The 14,480-nt window shown below is 52.9% G+C and carries 16 protein-coding genes, 1 tRNA gene and 1 pseudogene; 6 read left to right on the forward strand and 12 right to left on the reverse strand.

Annotation, left to right across the window (positions count from 1 at the left end):
* Positions 1-219 precede the first annotated feature (219 nt).
* Positions 220-528 (reverse strand): DUF6429 family protein, encoded by a 309-nt coding sequence (locus ACLTX1_RS01210; RefSeq protein WP_308449559.1) that lies wholly within the window; start codon positions 526-528, stop codon positions 220-222.
* Positions 529-731: 203 nt separating this feature from the next.
* On the opposite strand from ACLTX1_RS01210, the gene ACLTX1_RS01215 reads away from it, so the two are divergent.
* Complete coding sequence (locus ACLTX1_RS01215; RefSeq protein WP_308449560.1) at positions 732-983, forward strand: helix-turn-helix transcriptional regulator; 252 nt, start codon at positions 732-734, stop codon at positions 981-983.
* 226 nt (positions 984-1,209) lie between these two features.
* On the opposite strand, the gene ACLTX1_RS01220 is transcribed toward ACLTX1_RS01215, so the two are convergent.
* The 3 genes and pseudogenes from ACLTX1_RS01220 to ACLTX1_RS01230 form a co-directional block, all read right to left on the reverse strand.
* The gene (locus ACLTX1_RS01220) at positions 1,210-1,635 is read right to left on the reverse strand and encodes a DUF3830 family protein (RefSeq protein ID WP_308449561.1); all 426 of its coding nucleotides are present in this window, start codon (positions 1,633-1,635) and stop codon (positions 1,210-1,212) included.
* Between the two features lie 21 nt (positions 1,636-1,656).
* On the reverse strand, positions 1,657-2,598 hold the full coding sequence (locus tag ACLTX1_RS01225; RefSeq protein ID WP_308449562.1) for an NAD(P)-dependent oxidoreductase: 942 nt from the start codon (positions 2,596-2,598) through the stop codon (positions 1,657-1,659).
* A 26-nt stretch (positions 2,599-2,624) separates the two neighbouring features.
* Positions 2,625-3,979 (reverse strand): annotated as a pseudogene (locus ACLTX1_RS01230) (MATE family efflux transporter).
* A 146-nt stretch (positions 3,980-4,125) separates the two neighbouring features.
* Here ACLTX1_RS01230 and ACLTX1_RS01235 point away from each other — a divergent pair.
* Complete coding sequence (locus ACLTX1_RS01235; protein ID WP_308449563.1) at positions 4,126-4,584, forward strand: Lrp/AsnC family transcriptional regulator; 459 nt, start codon at positions 4,126-4,128, stop codon at positions 4,582-4,584.
* A gap of 83 nt (positions 4,585-4,667) precedes the next feature.
* On the opposite strand, the gene ACLTX1_RS01240 is transcribed toward ACLTX1_RS01235, so the two are convergent.
* The 8 genes from ACLTX1_RS01240 to ACLTX1_RS01275 all read right to left on the reverse strand — a co-directional run bounded on the left by ACLTX1_RS01240 (position 4,668) and on the right by ACLTX1_RS01275 (position 10,410).
* The gene (locus ACLTX1_RS01240; protein ID WP_343285029.1) at positions 4,668-5,384 is read right to left on the reverse strand and encodes a phospholipase D-like domain-containing protein; all 717 of its coding nucleotides are present in this window, start codon (positions 5,382-5,384) and stop codon (positions 4,668-4,670) included.
* Positions 5,341-5,532: a hypothetical protein gene (locus ACLTX1_RS01245; RefSeq protein ID WP_308449648.1), complete on the reverse strand. Its 192-nt coding sequence runs from the start codon at positions 5,530-5,532 to the stop codon at positions 5,341-5,343. Before ACLTX1_RS01245 ends, ACLTX1_RS01240 begins: the two co-directional genes overlap by 44 nt.
* Before the next feature lie 54 nt (positions 5,533-5,586).
* Positions 5,587-6,465 (reverse strand): toprim domain-containing protein, encoded by an 879-nt coding sequence (locus tag ACLTX1_RS01250; protein ID WP_412330354.1) that lies wholly within the window; start codon positions 6,463-6,465, stop codon positions 5,587-5,589.
* A 240-nt stretch (positions 6,466-6,705) separates the two neighbouring features.
* Positions 6,706-7,059: a translation initiation factor 2 gene (locus tag ACLTX1_RS01255; protein WP_308449565.1), complete on the reverse strand. Its 354-nt coding sequence runs from the start codon at positions 7,057-7,059 to the stop codon at positions 6,706-6,708.
* A gap of 395 nt (positions 7,060-7,454) precedes the next feature.
* A tRNA-Arg gene (locus tag ACLTX1_RS01260) sits at positions 7,455-7,531 on the reverse strand.
* A gap of 187 nt (positions 7,532-7,718) precedes the next feature.
* A complete protein-coding gene (locus ACLTX1_RS01265; RefSeq protein WP_308449566.1) occupies positions 7,719-8,162 on the reverse strand; it encodes a helix-turn-helix transcriptional regulator in 444 nt (147 codons plus the stop codon).
* 323 nt (positions 8,163-8,485) lie between these two features.
* On the reverse strand, positions 8,486-9,061 hold the full coding sequence (locus ACLTX1_RS01270) for a DUF4364 family protein (protein ID WP_176820162.1): 576 nt from the start codon (positions 9,059-9,061) through the stop codon (positions 8,486-8,488).
* Positions 9,062-9,078: 17 nt separating this feature from the next.
* Positions 9,079-10,410 carry an MATE family efflux transporter gene (locus ACLTX1_RS01275; RefSeq protein WP_412330355.1) on the reverse strand — a complete coding sequence of 444 codons (1,332 nt, stop codon included), beginning with the start codon at positions 10,408-10,410 and terminating at the stop codon, positions 9,079-9,081.
* Positions 10,411-10,792: 382 nt separating this feature from the next.
* Here ACLTX1_RS01275 and ACLTX1_RS01280 point away from each other — a divergent pair, with 382 nt between their 5' ends.
* From ACLTX1_RS01280 to ACLTX1_RS01295, 4 genes are read left to right on the forward strand one after another with little or no spacing between them, the layout of a single operon-like run.
* Positions 10,793-11,089: an OadG family protein gene (locus ACLTX1_RS01280; RefSeq protein ID WP_308449568.1), complete on the forward strand. Its 297-nt coding sequence runs from the start codon at positions 10,793-10,795 to the stop codon at positions 11,087-11,089.
* A 42-nt stretch (positions 11,090-11,131) separates the two neighbouring features.
* The gene (locus tag ACLTX1_RS01285; protein WP_176820159.1) at positions 11,132-11,488 is read left to right on the forward strand and encodes a biotin/lipoyl-containing protein; all 357 of its coding nucleotides are present in this window, start codon (positions 11,132-11,134) and stop codon (positions 11,486-11,488) included.
* Positions 11,489-11,541: 53 nt separating this feature from the next.
* Entirely contained in the window at positions 11,542-12,738 is a 1,197-nt protein-coding gene (locus ACLTX1_RS01290) for a sodium ion-translocating decarboxylase subunit beta (RefSeq protein ID WP_308449569.1), read from the forward strand.
* Positions 12,739-12,768: 30 nt separating this feature from the next.
* Positions 12,769-14,217 carry an oxaloacetate decarboxylase subunit alpha gene (locus ACLTX1_RS01295; protein WP_176820157.1) on the forward strand — a complete coding sequence of 483 codons (1,449 nt, stop codon included), beginning with the start codon at positions 12,769-12,771 and terminating at the stop codon, positions 14,215-14,217.
* Positions 14,218-14,480 lie beyond the last annotated feature (263 nt).

The raw sequence follows: 14,480 nt of genomic DNA on the forward strand, positions 1-14,480 counted from the left end.
AGTCTTGAAAACGTACAGTTTTCAAGACTCCTCACAGCTTGTCGAGAAACCCGGTTGCTGCGTAATGTGCAACCGGGTTTCTCGACAAGCTGACCGCCTCAAACGTATCGTTTGAGACGGTTTTTGTCGTGTGTCGACAGAAAAGATACCACCGTCAAAGCCTTGTGCCGCAATGGTTTTGCGGTTTTGCAGCCTTATGCGCAAGAGAAATACCCACCGTTAAACCTCATCCTCTTTACGATCTCCGAGCCCATACTTTTTCATGAGTTCTATGGCAAGCCGCTCTCCTTCGTCTGTAAACACGATCGGCTTTTTGCCGCCTTCACCGCAGATAAGCCCCTGTGCTTCCAACCTTTCCAGAACCGAAAAATCATATCCCTTCCAGCAGCGCCGCAGCAGCATATCATCAGTCTTGTGCGGTTTTCTGCGAAGTCCTATTGTTCTGCGTTCCTGCCACGAAGTCAGGTACATCAGCAAAAGTGTCAGTTCCTGAATCTGCTCTGGCATATGTACTATTTCATTTTCCATTCCCAGCCCCGTCCTATAATAATGTTGTATTTTGCCAACTTCTGTGCTATCCTGTATGCGGCGATACCGATAGACGGCAAGCGGTTAGTATTCGTTTTCTCATTGTGTCATTTCCTCCTGTAACTGTGGTATAATTTATATATAGAGCGAAATGTACCACACTTTTCTGCGCAAGCAGCCGATAACGACGCGGGGGTGTGGAAATGATTGAATACCGAATTAAGAATTACCGCAATGACCGGAATATGACCCAGACAGAACTCGCCAAGCTGTTCGATGTGCGCCGGGAGACCATTTATAATTTGGAGAATGGAAAATATAATCATTCTCTTTCTCTGGCATGGAAGATTGCGCAAGTTTTTAACGCATCCATTGAGGATGTATTCACAGTGCATCTTGATCCCGAATTTATGCACATACTTGCGCAGATTGGAGGCAGTTCAATTGGAAATTGATTTTGAAAGCACAATGGAACATATCGTTGACTCCATTTGCACTGCCGGGTATGAGCTATCCGATTCAATAGTAGATAAATGAAACAGAGCCGCAGCCATTACTCTAGGAGGAGTCATGGCTGCGGCTCTGTTTGTTTATACTATTTCTCTGCTTTTGTAATCAATACTTTTACCAAGGTTTAAATATAATGTTTAGCGGCGCAGCTCTTGAAGGCCATCAGTTATATTAAAAAGCTGCCTCCAATTCAATCGTGATCGGCTGTGCCCCTTCGTACAGGCATTTGCGCCCCAGCGAGTAGAGCCGATCCAGCCCATCTGTGATGGTGAGGAAATGGTTTCCCGCCAGTTGCCCCACCTTGCTGGCGAAGTGGACGCTGCCATAGGCCAGGATCATCTCCATCTCACTGATGCCACCGGGATAGATCAGCATTTCCCCCTTGGTGGGATAGCTGGTATGGTTCTCGTATGTAAGTCCTTCCCACCGGGTATCGCCCATGGGGATCCACATTCCCTCGCCGCTCCAGCGGACATGGATGATCTGGTTTTTGATGGGGAGCATTTTTTTGAAAATGGCGCAGGTTTTAGGAGCAAGCTCTTCTTCCAGAACAGCCGAAAACTGCTCTCCACCACAAATGATTCTCACTTTAGTCATGGCGATTTTTCCTTATCCGTGTCAGACCGCGTTGACTTGCTTTCCGTCCAGCCAGGAATAGAGGTTGTTGAACACGATGTCTGCCCGCTGCTCCATGGACTCCACGGAGGCGAAGGCGATGTGAGGGGTGACGATGGTGTTGGGGCAGTGCAGCAGGGGATGGTCGGTGGGCAGGGGCGGCTCCGTCTCAAAGACATCACATGCCGCGCCGGCGATCTCACCCTTTTCCAGCGCATCAGCCAGGGCAGCGGAATCCAGCACGCCGCCACGGGCGGTGTTGATGAGGAGGGCGCTCTTCTTCATGAGAGCCAGCTGATCCTTTCCGATCATGCCCTTGGTATCCGCCGTCAGAGGGCAATGCAGGGACACAATGTCCGAGCGCTTCAGCAGTTCCTCCAAAGACACCTGCTCATCGATGGCGGGGTCGGAGACGGTGCTTCGGTTGTAGGCCAGCACAGAGCAGCCGAAGGCCTTGCAGAGGGCAGCCACCTTCTTGCCGATGGCACCGGCACCCACGATGCCCACGGTCTTCCCGCACAGCAGGTTGCCCACCAGGCCGTCCTTGGTGCCGCCGTTCCGGCAGCGTTCCTCCGTCTTGCCTACATTCCGCAGCAGCTGGATCATGAAGCTGACGCACAGCTCCGCCACGGCCTGGGTGGCATAGCCGGAGGCGTTGCTGACGGCGATGCCACGCTGCTTCGCCTCCGCCATGGGGATGTGGTCCACGCCGGTAAAGGCCACGTCGATGAACTTCAGGTTCTTTGCTTCCTCCAGCACGACAGGGGCCAGGGGCATATTGGCCAGCATGATGACATCCGCGTCACGGCTCCATTCCGCCTGGACCAGGGGGTCCGTGTTCTTCGGATAAGCCACGAAGGTGTGGCCCATGGACTCCAGCTTCCGGGCGTGCTGCTCGATCACCTGCTCGGACACACCCAGTCCCTCCAACAGTACGACTTTCATGTGGCGATGTACCTCCTAAATATGATTTATATTTGTGCTTGGTTTTCCCAAGAAAACAGCCTCTTTTTTCGGAATATGTAATAGAGAATACCTACCGTGTCCGCCAGCAGCCAACCGATGGGCACTGACCACCAGATGCCGGTCACGCCGATGGACGGCACTGCCGCCAGCGCGTAGGCCAGCGCTACCCGGGTGCCGAGTGATATAACGGTGAGCACCACGCTCATCCCTGGTTTACCCAGCGCCCTGTATAGGCCGTACAGCAGGAACAGGCAGCCGATCCCGCAGTAAAAGGCACCCTCGATGCGCAGATAGCGGACGCCCTCCAGGATGATTTCAGTTTCTCCCGCTTCCACGAATAGCGCCATCAACGGGCGGGCAAAGGCCCACACCAAGGCGGATACCACCACACAAAAAAGCATGGAAGCGCCCACAGCCCCTTTCAGTCCGGCGCGGATGCGGGCTTCTTTCTGGGCGCCGTAATTTTGGGCAATGAAGGTGGAAAAGGCGTTGCCGAAGTCCTGTACGGGCATATAGGCGAAGGCGTCGATCTTCACCGCCGCCGCGAACGCTGCCATGACTGTGGGCCCAAAGCTGTTGACCAGTCCCTGCACCATCAGATACCCAGGTTCATGACGGACTGTTGGACACAGGTCAGGATGGAAAAACCGGCGATCTCCCGGACGCAGGCCCAGCGAATCCGGCAACCTTTGTGAATGGCCCGAAGCTGGGGACACCGCGCCAAAGCGTAGACCGCAATGCCAACGCCGGAGACATACTGGGCAATCACCGTTGCCTCTGCCGCTCCGGCCACACCTCGTTCCAGTCCCAGCACAAACCACAGATCCAGAAGGATGTTCAGCACGGCGGAGACCGCCAGAAAGATCAGCGGCACCACGGAATTGCCCACCGCCCGCAGGAACGACGCGAAATAATTGTACAGGAAGGTGGCGGCGATGCCGCAGAAGATGATGACCAAATACTCCCGCATCAGGCCCCACACCTCCGCCGGCACCCGGAGAAAGCCCCGTAGGAAGTCCAGACATGCGAAAGCAAGCACGTTCAGCAAAAGCGCCGACGCCGCAATCAACACAAAGGAAGCGCACACGCTCTCCCGCAGGCCAGCTTCGTCCCTCTGCCCAAACCGGATGGAGAACAGTGCCCCACTGCCCATGCAGAGGCCCAGCAGGATAGAAGTCAGAAAGGTCATCAATGTAAACGATGAGCCGACGGCAGCCAGGGCGTTTTTCCCCAGAAACTGCCCCACGATCAATGTGTCCGCCACATTGTAGCACTGCTGCAGCAGGTTTCCCAAAATCATGGGGACTGCGAACAGCAACATGGAGCGCATCACCGGCCCCTGGGTCAGGCCTTTGTTCATTTCCTCACGTCCAAATAGAAAGTTATAACTTACGTTTTGAAATAATTATACTGATATAACCTGCTAAAGTCAATCCTTTATTTACTTTTTGTATGATATGTGGTATGATGTCACTGAAAAATCACACATGAGAGAGGAGCCTTGCCATGTTTCTGGAAGGATTGGACGCGCTGGACCAGAAGATCGTCCGGCTGCTGATTGAAAATGCTCGGATATCTTATTCCGACATCGGGCAGGAAGTAGGGATATCCCGGGTGGCGGTAAAAGCCCGTATCCAGGCACTGGAGCAGCGGGGGATCATTGAGGAATATACCACCATCATCAATCCTCAGAAGATCAGCGGCGCGGTTTCCTGCTATTTTGAGATTGAAACACTGCCGGACACGCTGGCAGAGGTGACGGAAACGCTGAAGGAGAACGAGGCCATTACGCAGGTTTACCGCGTGACGGGGAAGAATAAGCTCCACGTCCACGCGGTGGCCGCCTCCAGTGAGGAGATGGAGAAGCTGATCCGGGAGGTCATCGACCCGCTGCCCGGCGTGGTCAGCTGCAGCTGCAACATCATTTTGTCCCGCATCAAGGATATCAAGGGCCTAAGGCTGTAGAGAGAGGTTCCCCAAAGCAGCTAACGGAACAGGCAACAAAGTCGTCCATTCCTTTTATGGTAGTGAGGACATGGACGACTTTGTTAATCTGTGCTGCTGAAAATGGCTTCGCAAATGAAAATAGACATTTTTTGCTTGAGTGTCCCAAGTGATTTCTTTTTACAAAAGCGGTGCAAATAGCCGCAGGACTGCGTAATAGATACTGCGGAGCAGACTTCAATACTTTTTGAGATCCCCCATATCTTCAAGGAGGATCTGCGCGGATTTTTCCTGCGTACGCAAAAAGTCATCTTTGCCTGGAGGACAACCGCGTTATAGATGAACAGACAGGCATTTTCAAAATGGAGATACAGGCTTCGATAGTCAAAGTTTATCGTACCGGTCACCGCTGCTTCATCGTCGCAGATACAGAGCTTGGAGTGGATAAACCCAGGTGTGTATTCATAGATGTGGACGCCTGCTGACAGTAATTCCGGATAATAGGAACGAGTCAGATCCCATACGATTTTCTTGTCCGGAATGCCGGGCGTGATGATCTGCACATCAACTCCCCGTTTCGCGGCCAAGCACAGGGCAGTCTTCATTTCACTGTCTACGATCAAATAGGGCGTTGTGATATAGACATACCGTTTCGCACCGTTGATCATGTTTAGGTAGACATTTTCTCCTAAGTATTCATCATCCAGAGGTGAGTCGCAATAGGGCTGAACATATCCATCCGAAGGAACGGACAACGTGGGACGGTATTTGGATAAGTCATCGGAAGAATTTCGAACGGCATCCCACTGCTCCAAAAACATCAGCGTCATGCTCCATCCAGTGCTCGGCGGGGTCGTGGTAGCTGTTCTGCTGGGCGGCAAAGGCGGTGGGGATCATACCCACACACATGACCAGCGTCAGCAGCAGTGCCAGCGCTCTGCGGGAATAATGGTTCTGTTTCAGATTCATAGGGCCTCCTTATATTTTTTGCTTTTTTCCGCGTTGAAAACAATGTTCTTTTGGCTATCGCCCCCTTCCCCGACTGCAAATCTTTCTTTGCAGATACTCGTTCCAATCCTTGCCGCAGCGCGGTTTCTCCACGGTAACGGCATACCCCTGTAACTGATACTTTTCCTGTAATTGCTGGGCGGCTTTCTGCCCAGGCTCGTCCGCGTCCAGACACAGCGCAATACGGCGGATCTCCGGATGCGCCTGCAAATAGGTCTGCAGTGCGCCGTCATAGAGTCCGCACAGAGCAACGGCGTTGGTTGTGTCTCTGTGGAGCGTGAGGTAACTCATCAGATCGATGGGTGCCTCAAAGACAAGCACCAGATCTGACCGCGGATCGTGCGGGAGGGAGAATCCCGTGTTTTTGTCACTGCCGGGTGCGTCTCCCTTAAATCCGGGACCGTCCAGATCATAGGTGCCGCGCAGTTCCGCATACTTTGCCTGCCCTGCGCTGTTCTTTCCAACGAACACGCAGTTGTGATGTACCGCATCCTCATACAGCAGACCGGCATTCAGAAACTGCCGGATCACCTGGGCAGCGATATCCCGCTTACGGAGATAGGCGAAGACCCTTCTGCCATCCGCATTGCGGGGCGGCAGGGAAAACTCCTGCTTCCGGCTGATGGGCTTTGGCTGCGGAGCGGGTGTGTCTCTGGCTTTCCCGTGGAAGGTCAGCAGGTACTCCACCGCTTCCGAAAAGGATTTTCCGCAATACTGCTGGAGGAAGGTGATGGCATCCCCGCCGGTATTCTGGGAATACCGGAACCAGGTGCACCGATCCTTGATCCGCAGGCTGTCCATCTCCGCGGTAGTATGGAAGCGCCCCACGCGCTTGACTTGATAGCCGAGGTGGGAGAGCAGCTCCGGCAGGTCCGTTTCTCTGGCGATCTGCATTTCTGTGTCTGTGAAGCGATTTCTGATCTCGCTTGCTGTGATGTGTGCCTCCTTCTTTCTTTGATGAAACGCAAAAAGCCGCCCTGGGCATCTGATGATCTCAGATGCCCAGGGCGGCTTTCTCCATGTATGATTCGTTTTTAACTTCGGCGTTTGCAGGCTTACACGGCGTTATCTTCGTTGGGGGTGTCCGTGTCCGCTGGAGTGGTCACGTCGGCCACATGGGGCGCGACAGGGGTCTCAGTGAGGGGCGTTCTGCTCCGCAGTGTTCTCGGCGTCCGCTTCGTCCAGCGCCTGCGTGATCAGGTTTAGCACGAAATCCCGCTGGGTGAGCTTTTTGCCGCTGCGGAGTGTTTCGCGCTCCAGGTGACGCTTGATGCGCTGGAAGAGTTCTTCGGGGATCTGGAATGCCATCGTTCTGCCTTTTTCAGTCATTTGAATGCCGCCCTTCTGGTTTTCGATCATGTCGTAGTATTCTTGGATGAGATTTGTGATGTACTCACTGGTGGTCTGGCCCAGCCGTTCCCGTTCTTCGCTGACCCGCTCATGCAGGTCGATGGGGAGCTGAGCGCACAAGTTTTTGGTGATTGCCATTCTCGGATACCTCCTTCGTCTTTTTGTAACGCAAGCATACCTGAAAGATTCAGTGAAAGCTATTACCAACACTACCAAGGAATGATAGACAAACGAAGCGAAAGCAACATAAGCACCAATGAGACGAAAAAGGCCACCGTCCGCTCCCTCATAAGGAATCGAACGGTGGCCTGCCTTCTTATCCTTTATTCTTTTTTAAGCCTCGGTGTTCGAACCACACCAAACCATAAATTCGGCAGGGTGCATCTTAAAAATGTCGCCTCTCGCGGGGCAAAACTGAAATTTTGAAAAATCGAGTTTTTGCAACTTTTTCATTCTAAAAGTGGCGCATTATATGTGAAAACGCCGCACTTTCGTGCGGCGTTTTCTGCGTTGCATCTTTCATCAACACATTTTGGTACGCCCGACTGGATTCGAACCAGCGGCCTTTAGAGTCGGAGTCTAACGCTCTATCCAACTGAGCTACGGGCGCATATTTGGTTGTGGGTTTCTGCAATAGTCATCAAATAGTAGTCAACGACCAGCTATTTCTTCTCTGCTGTTCCCGCAAACGCAGGTGCGGCAAAGTTTTGCGCCATACCTCAACTGGAGACGCCTGAAATGTCGGAGTCTGTCGCTCTATCCAACTGGGCTACAAGCGCATATGAAATTTTTGAAGGTTATTTTTCGTTTGCGTGGCGGCGGTCACGGTACCGTGCATTGCGCAGATGTTCAAAAAGCTCCGCACGATCTTCCGGGGAAGCGGAACGATAATACGCCAAAAGCTGCTGCTCATCTGTAGAAAGATCCAGCACAGAATCGGCAAGGTAACGACGCTCTTTGCGGCGTGCATACACTTTCACGCGCTGACCGGAATCGCTCAGACGCATCGCATCTACAGAGTTTGCGCTGTATCCGCACAGCTCATCCAAAGAAATGCGGTAAAGACGGCAAAGGCGCATCAGGTCAAAGATGGCGGGTGTCGTTTTGCCGGTCTCATAATACGTGTAGGTGGAACGCTCAACGCCAAGAATATTCGCAAGGATCGACTGCGTGTAGCCGCTTTCTTCACGGAAACGCTTGAGACGTCGGCCGAAGATTGCTTTAGATTCTATTTCTTCCATTGCTGTTCACCATCCGCTGTGTCATTCCGTGAAAATCGTGCACATAACTGTGTTGTATCTTTTGCGCGAGATACAAACAGAAGATACAATGATAGTATACGCTATTTGCGCCACTATGCACGACTACGTGAGAAATATTCACGCGAATGATGTGTATATTCTGTGCAAACTCAAACTGCTTTCATATATAAGTATACACAATACGCATATAGAAAAATGTCGGTTTTTGACGACAGGTGCAGAACGTTCGGAAAAACAGGAAGTGAAGAAAAAGAAAAGCCGCAAAAACTGCGGCTCTTCGGAATTTTAAAGGTGACGGAAACTCACGGGTTTACGGCGCTTTTCATCATCTCGTCGTCGCCGGTAAGCGCCGCGAGCATCAGGTTATACACGCGCTGTGGGTCGCGGTGAAAGTTCTTTTTCACTTCGCGTGCCTGATATAGGTCGGGCACATACACGGTAAGGCTCATCAGCTCCATTTCTCCGCCGGAAATGTGGCATGTCACGTTGTAGCCGTTTTCGGTGCGGACAATGGTCGCCACGTTTTCGCGCTCCATCTTAGCGGAAGCCAGCAGAGCCGTGGCGGCGGCTACGGCCTTATCACGCACGGAAGAGGGGATAAGCTGTTCTAAGTCATCCGCCACACTCTTGCCACGCTTAGTCAGCACATAGGTGTTGTCCTCCTCGCGGGTGACATTGCCAAGGCTCACAAGGGCAGAAAGCGCATCGCTCGCCTCAAAGTAATTCGCAAGGGATTTTTCCTGCAAGACCTTGATGATGTCATCGCCCGAAAGCGGCGCGTTTACGCTTTTGAGCATATAGCAGATCAAAATGCGGATATCGCTTTTCGAGCGCAGTCCGCCCGGCGCAACGCCGCCGGTAAAAGCATCATATTCCATACAGTTTTACCTCCTTCTTAGTTATCAATAAAGCTGATATTCTTCCATTTTCCGCGCGCAAAGCGGATGACAAAGCAGGCGCCGCGGCAGAACCAATCGATACACATTGCAATCCATGTGCCCAAAATGCCCATGTTAAAGTAGATCGCCAGAACGTAGCTGAAGCCGATGCGGAAGATCCACATGGAAAGCAGGGAAACAATCATCGTAAAGCGCACATCGTTCGCAGCGCGCAGGGCGTTCGGCAGGGCAAAGGCCAGCGGCCAAACAATGACGGCGCAGATGCCGTGCACAATGAAGACCTCCATCGTCATTGTGGTCGTTTCCTCGGAGAGTGAGTAAAACGAAAGGATCTGCTTGCTGAACAGCAGCATCAAAAGCGTCATAGCCCAGACGACACCGTAGGTGATGAGCATCAGCTTCTTCGTATACTTTTTCACAGCTTCGTAGTCCTTTGCGCCGATGCACTGGCCGACGACCGTGATCATCGCCATGCCGAGCGCCATGCCCGGAATAACCTGCAAGGAAGCGAGGTTGCCCGCCACGGCGTTCGCTGTGATGGAAATGGTGCCGAAGCCCGAAACAATGCTTGCAACCAGAATTTTGCCGATCTGGAAAATGCTGTTCTCAAGACCGTTCGGCACGCCGATCTGCAAAATGCTCTTCAACATAGAGAGGTGAATTTCCGGCTTATGGAGCTTATCATAGAAAATAATACGGCGCGGGTTCAAAAGCAGCACCGTAATGATGATGGCGCCTACTGCACGGGAAACAAGAGAAGCCGTCGCCGCGCCCGCCGCAGCCATCTGGAAGCCGTAGATTAAAATCGCATTGCCCACGATGTTGATGGTGTTCATTAAAATGGAAATGAGCATCGTCGTGCGCGAATCGCCCATAGAGCGGAACAGCGCCGCACCGGCGTTATAGACCGCAAGGAACGGATAGGAGATCGCGGAAAGCAAAAAATAAATCTGCGCGTGCGCCATAACGTCCGCTTCAATGGATCCGAAAATCATGTTCAGTACCGGCTTGCGGAAGAATACGGCGATGACGCCCAGCACAGCCGAAAGCGCAAGGCTGGCGTAGAAAAGCTGCTTTGCCGCAAGACTTGCGCTTTTGTGGTCGCCGCGCCCGATGTACTGGGACGCAATGACCGCGCCGCCCGTCGCCAAAGAAGAAAACAGCGTGATGAGCAAAAAGTTGATGGAGTCCACAAGGGAGATGCCGGAAACCGCCGCTTCGCCGCAGGAGGAGACCATTACGGTATCCGCCATACCGATGGTTACGGCCAGAAGCTGCTCAATAACAAGGGGTATGATGAGCTTCCGCAGATCTTTGTTTGAAAACACGTCTTCGCCTCATTTCAATACTTTGGGCAGTCTATTCGCTTTTTTGGAAAGAAAGCCCATGCTAAATAACAGATAACTCAATTTTACTATGTTTTCTACTAAAATGCAACGGGATAAAAGAAAGTTTTTCGTCAATATTTTGAACCGGAGAGAAACGGCGTGTTCTTGCCTGATTTTCGGCGTTCAAACGGGAATTACTCCAAACAGACTTTCGTTCCGAAAATATCGGTTAAAAAAGTTGAATTAAGCATTGCGAAATTTTGAATTCCGTGTTAAGATATAACCATTCTGATAAAATGCGGGAATGTGGTGTTTTTTTCAGAATGCAAATTACATTTTCTATTTTTATTTCCATAACGCTTCGGTGAAAGGAGGTAAGATTATGGAGACCAACATCAGCACCGTTCAGGTTGTTCTGATGGGCCTTATTACCGTGTTTGTGGTCCTGATCTGCTTGATTGTTATCATCAAGATCCTCGGCCTCATCATGGAGAAGGTCGCTAAAAAGCAGCCGGCTCCGGCAGTAGCCCCGGCCGCCGCAGCACCTGCTGCAGCACCCGCACCGGCGGTATCCGCCCAAAACAACCAGCAGATCGTTGCCGCTATCGCAGTCGCGATCGCCGAGGAGATGGGCACGGACGTTTCGCACATCCGCATCCATTCCATCAAGAGAGTCTGAAATGCGCAAAGCGCGAAATCTAACAGATGAGAGGTAAGTTCAATGAAAAAGTATAATGTCAATGTTAACGGCACAGCTTATGAAGTAACAGTAGAAGAAGTCGTCGGCGGCGCAGCACCGGCTCCGGTTGCAGCAGCTCCGGCAGCAGCACCCGCTCCGGCCCCGGTCGCAGCACCGGCAGGCGCTGGCGAGCAGGTCAAGAGCCCGATGCCCGGCAACATCCTTTCCGTCAACGTCAATGTTGGCGATACCGTTGCTGAAGGCCAGGTTCTCATGATCCTCGAAGCTATGAAGATGGAAAACGAGATTATGGCACCGAAGGCCGGCAAGGTCACCAGCGTGAACGTCCAGAAGGGCGCAACCGTTGAGAGCGGCACACTCCTCTGCGTTGTTGGCTAAGTTAAACTTAAGCCTACGCACATACTACTAAAATAAGGAGTGTTAAATTATTCATGGAAGCGATAACTAATTTTCTGAATAGCACAGGCTTCGCAAAGCTCGGCGAAAACCCGCTGCAGCTCGTTATGCTCGCTGTTTCCTGTGTTCTTCTGTACCTTGCTATCGTCAAGAAGTTCGAGCCGCTGCTCCTTCTGCCGATTGCATTCGGTATGCTTTTAACAAACCTGCCCGGCGCAGGCATTTACCATGCAGAGCTGTTTGAAGGCGGTCATGTGCATTGGGAAATGTTTGCGGAAGGTGTTAAACTCGCAAACGGTTCCACGGAAGCTGCCGGTCTGCTCGACGTCCTTTATCTCGGCGTTAAGCTCGGTGTTTATCCGTGTCTCATCTTCATCGGCGTCGGCTGCATGACAGACTTCGGTCCGCTGATTGCAAACCCGAAGAGCCTGCTGCTCGGCGCTGCCGCACAGCTCGGCATCTTCGTCACCTATGTCGGCGCTGTCCTGCTCGGCTTCACCCCGGCACAGGCCGGCTCCATCGGCATCATCGGCGGTGCAGACGGCCCTACGGCCATCTTCGTCACCTCCAAGCTCGCACCTGAACTCCTTGGCCCGATCGCCGTTGCCGCATATTCCTACATGGCGCTCGTTCCGGTTATTCAACCGCCGATCATGAAGGCGCTCACCACAAAGAAAGAGCGCATGATCCAGATGAAGCAGCTCCGTCAGGTTACAAAGACCGAGAAGATTCTGTTCCCGATCGTGGTTACCATCTTCGTTTCCCTCATGCTGCCGTCCGCTGCATCCCTTGTCGGCTGCCTCATGCTCGGCAACCTTCTCCGTGAGAGCGGCGTAACAGAGCGTCTGAACAAGACCGCACAGAACGAGCTGATGAACATCGTTACGATCTTCCTCGGCACCTCCGTCGGTGCAACAGCTACCGCTGCAAACTTCCTCAATCCGCAGACGCTTAAGATTCTCGTCCTCGGCGTTGTTGCATTCGGTCTCGGCACCGCAGGCGGCGTTCTGCTCGCAAAGCTCATGAACGTCTTCCTTAAGGATAAGATCAATCCGCTCATCGGCTCCGCCGGTGTTTCCGCCGTTCCTATGGCGGCTCGTGTATCGCAGGTCGTCGGCCAGAAAGAGAATCCGCGCAACTTCCTGCTCATGCACGCTATGGGTCCGAACGTCGCAGGCGTCATCGGTTCTGCTGTTGCAGCCGGTGTGTTCCTGGCTCTGTTCGGCGTTTGATAACGCTTAGGAAAGGAAGTAACAGTTATTATGGCTAAGAATCCCCTTAGAATTACCGATACCATCCTGCGTGACGCGCACCAGTCTCAGGCCGCAACGCGCATGCGTATCGAGGATATGCTTCCGGCTTGCGAAAAGCTGGACAACATGGGTTACTGGTCTCTGGAGTGCTGGGGCGGCGCAACGTTCGACGTCTGCATGCGTTTCCTGAACGAAGACCCGTGGGAGCGTCTCAGAACGCTTAAAAAGGCAATGCCGAAGACCCCGTTGCAGATGCTCCTGCGCGGCCAGAACCTCCTCGGCTACAAGCACTATGCCGATGACGTGGTTGCAGAGTTCTGCAAAAAGTCCATCGAAAACGGCATCGATGTCGTCCGTATCTTCGACGCACTGAACGATCCCCGCAACATGGAGACCGCTATGAAGTACGTCAAGGAATATGGCGGCAAGGCAGAGGCTGCCATCAGCTATACAAAGAGCCCCGTGCACAGCGAGGATTACTTCGTAAAGCTCGCTATGCAGCTTGAAAAGATGGGTGCAGATACCATCTGCATTAAGGATATGGCAAACCTGCTCCTTCCGTACGACGCATATTCGCTCGTAAAGAAGCTGAAGGAAAACGTCAGCGTGCCGATCCATCTGCATACCCACAACACCACCGGTACAGGCGACATGGTCAACCTGATGGCTGCACAGGCAGGCGTTGACATCGTGGACTGCGCACTGTCCCCGCTCGCAAACGGCACCTCTCAGCCGGCAACTGAGTCCCTCGTTGCCACGCTGCAGGGCACCAGCCGTGATACCGGCCTTGATCTTGAGAAGCTCAGCGAGGTTGCCGCACACTTCCGTACGGTTGCCGATAAGCTGAACATTAACCCGAAGGTCCTTAAGGTCGATACCAACACGCTGCTGTATCAGGTTCCGGGCGGCATGCTTTCGAACCTTATCTCTCAGCTCAAGCAGGCAAACGCAGAAGACAAGTACTATGATGTGCTCGCAGAAGTGCCGCGCGTCCGTGCTGACTTCGGTTACCCGCCGCTCGTTACCCCGACCAGCCAGATCGTCGGTACGCAGGCTGTTATGAACGTTCTTGTCGGTGAGCGCTATAAAATGGTCACCAAAGAGAGCAAGGGCATGCTGCGCGGCGAATACGGCAAGCTGCCGGGCGAGGTGAACGAGGAAGTCCGCAAGAAGTGCATCGGCGATGACAAGGTCATCACCTGCCGTCCTGCCGACCTCATCGAGCCGGAGCTTGAGAAGTACAGAGCAGAGATCGGCGACAGAGCAAAGAGCGAAGAGGATGTCCTCTCCTACGCACTGTTCCCGGCTGTTGCTACAAAGTTCTTTGAGTGGCGCGACAATCCGCATAAGGATGAAGCACCTGCCGCAGAAGCCGCACCGGCTGCAAAGCCCGCAGCACCGGCCAACAACGGCCCGAAGACCCTCTACGTCGAGGATCTCACCAACGGCAACTTCTGATTGATCGGAAATCCGTTTAAATAAGTGAACAAAACGCTCGTCCCAGTTTATCAGCGGACGAGCGTTTTTGTATATCTGTGCAGCTATATAGCTTTACATGAATATAAAGCTATACTCCTTTACACGCAACAACGCCGCTGCCCGATTTAAAAGAGGCAACGGGGTTGCTCTATACTTGCAGGGGGATAGGGTGGCGCGCTCACGCGTATCTACCGTGCTGTTTGCGAGGCGCTTTTCTTTCCTTTTTTCGCGCGAATATCTAT

It is taken from the genome of Hominenteromicrobium sp., assembly GCF_046974225.1.
In the GTDB taxonomy this organism is placed as follows: domain Bacteria; phylum Bacillota; class Clostridia; order Oscillospirales; family Acutalibacteraceae; genus Hominenteromicrobium; species Hominenteromicrobium mulieris.

Bases quoted from the DNA above. Each gene is read 5' to 3' on its own strand.
- ACLTX1_RS01210 (WP_308449559.1), bottom strand. From the start codon at position 528: ATGGAAAATGAAATAGTACATATGCCAGAGCAGATTCAGGAACTGACA.
- ACLTX1_RS01215 (WP_308449560.1), top strand. From the start codon at position 732: ATGATTGAATACCGAATTAAGAATTACCGCAATGACCGGAATATGACC.
- ACLTX1_RS01220 (WP_308449561.1), bottom strand. From the start codon at position 1,635: ATGACTAAAGTGAGAATCATTTGTGGTGGAGAGCAGTTTTCGGCTGTT.
- ACLTX1_RS01225 (WP_308449562.1), bottom strand. From the start codon at position 2,598: ATGAAAGTCGTACTGTTGGAGGGACTGGGTGTGTCCGAGCAGGTGATC.
- ACLTX1_RS01235 (WP_308449563.1), top strand. From the start codon at position 4,126: ATGTTTCTGGAAGGATTGGACGCGCTGGACCAGAAGATCGTCCGGCTG.
- ACLTX1_RS01240 (WP_343285029.1), bottom strand. From the start codon at position 5,384: ATGTTTTTGGAGCAGTGGGATGCCGTTCGAAATTCTTCCGATGACTTA.
- ACLTX1_RS01245 (WP_308449648.1), bottom strand. From the start codon at position 5,532: ATGAATCTGAAACAGAACCATTATTCCCGCAGAGCGCTGGCACTGCTG.
- ACLTX1_RS01250 (WP_412330354.1), bottom strand. From the start codon at position 6,465: ATGCAGATCGCCAGAGAAACGGACCTGCCGGAGCTGCTCTCCCACCTC.
- ACLTX1_RS01255 (WP_308449565.1), bottom strand. From the start codon at position 7,059: ATGGCAATCACCAAAAACTTGTGCGCTCAGCTCCCCATCGACCTGCAT.
- ACLTX1_RS01265 (WP_308449566.1), bottom strand. From the start codon at position 8,162: ATGGAAGAAATAGAATCTAAAGCAATCTTCGGCCGACGTCTCAAGCGT.
- ACLTX1_RS01270 (WP_176820162.1), bottom strand. From the start codon at position 9,061: ATGGAATATGATGCTTTTACCGGCGGCGTTGCGCCGGGCGGACTGCGC.
- ACLTX1_RS01280 (WP_308449568.1), top strand. From the start codon at position 10,793: ATGGAGACCAACATCAGCACCGTTCAGGTTGTTCTGATGGGCCTTATT.
- ACLTX1_RS01285 (WP_176820159.1), top strand. From the start codon at position 11,132: ATGAAAAAGTATAATGTCAATGTTAACGGCACAGCTTATGAAGTAACA.
- ACLTX1_RS01290 (WP_308449569.1), top strand. From the start codon at position 11,542: ATGGAAGCGATAACTAATTTTCTGAATAGCACAGGCTTCGCAAAGCTC.
- ACLTX1_RS01295 (WP_176820157.1), top strand. From the start codon at position 12,769: ATGGCTAAGAATCCCCTTAGAATTACCGATACCATCCTGCGTGACGCG.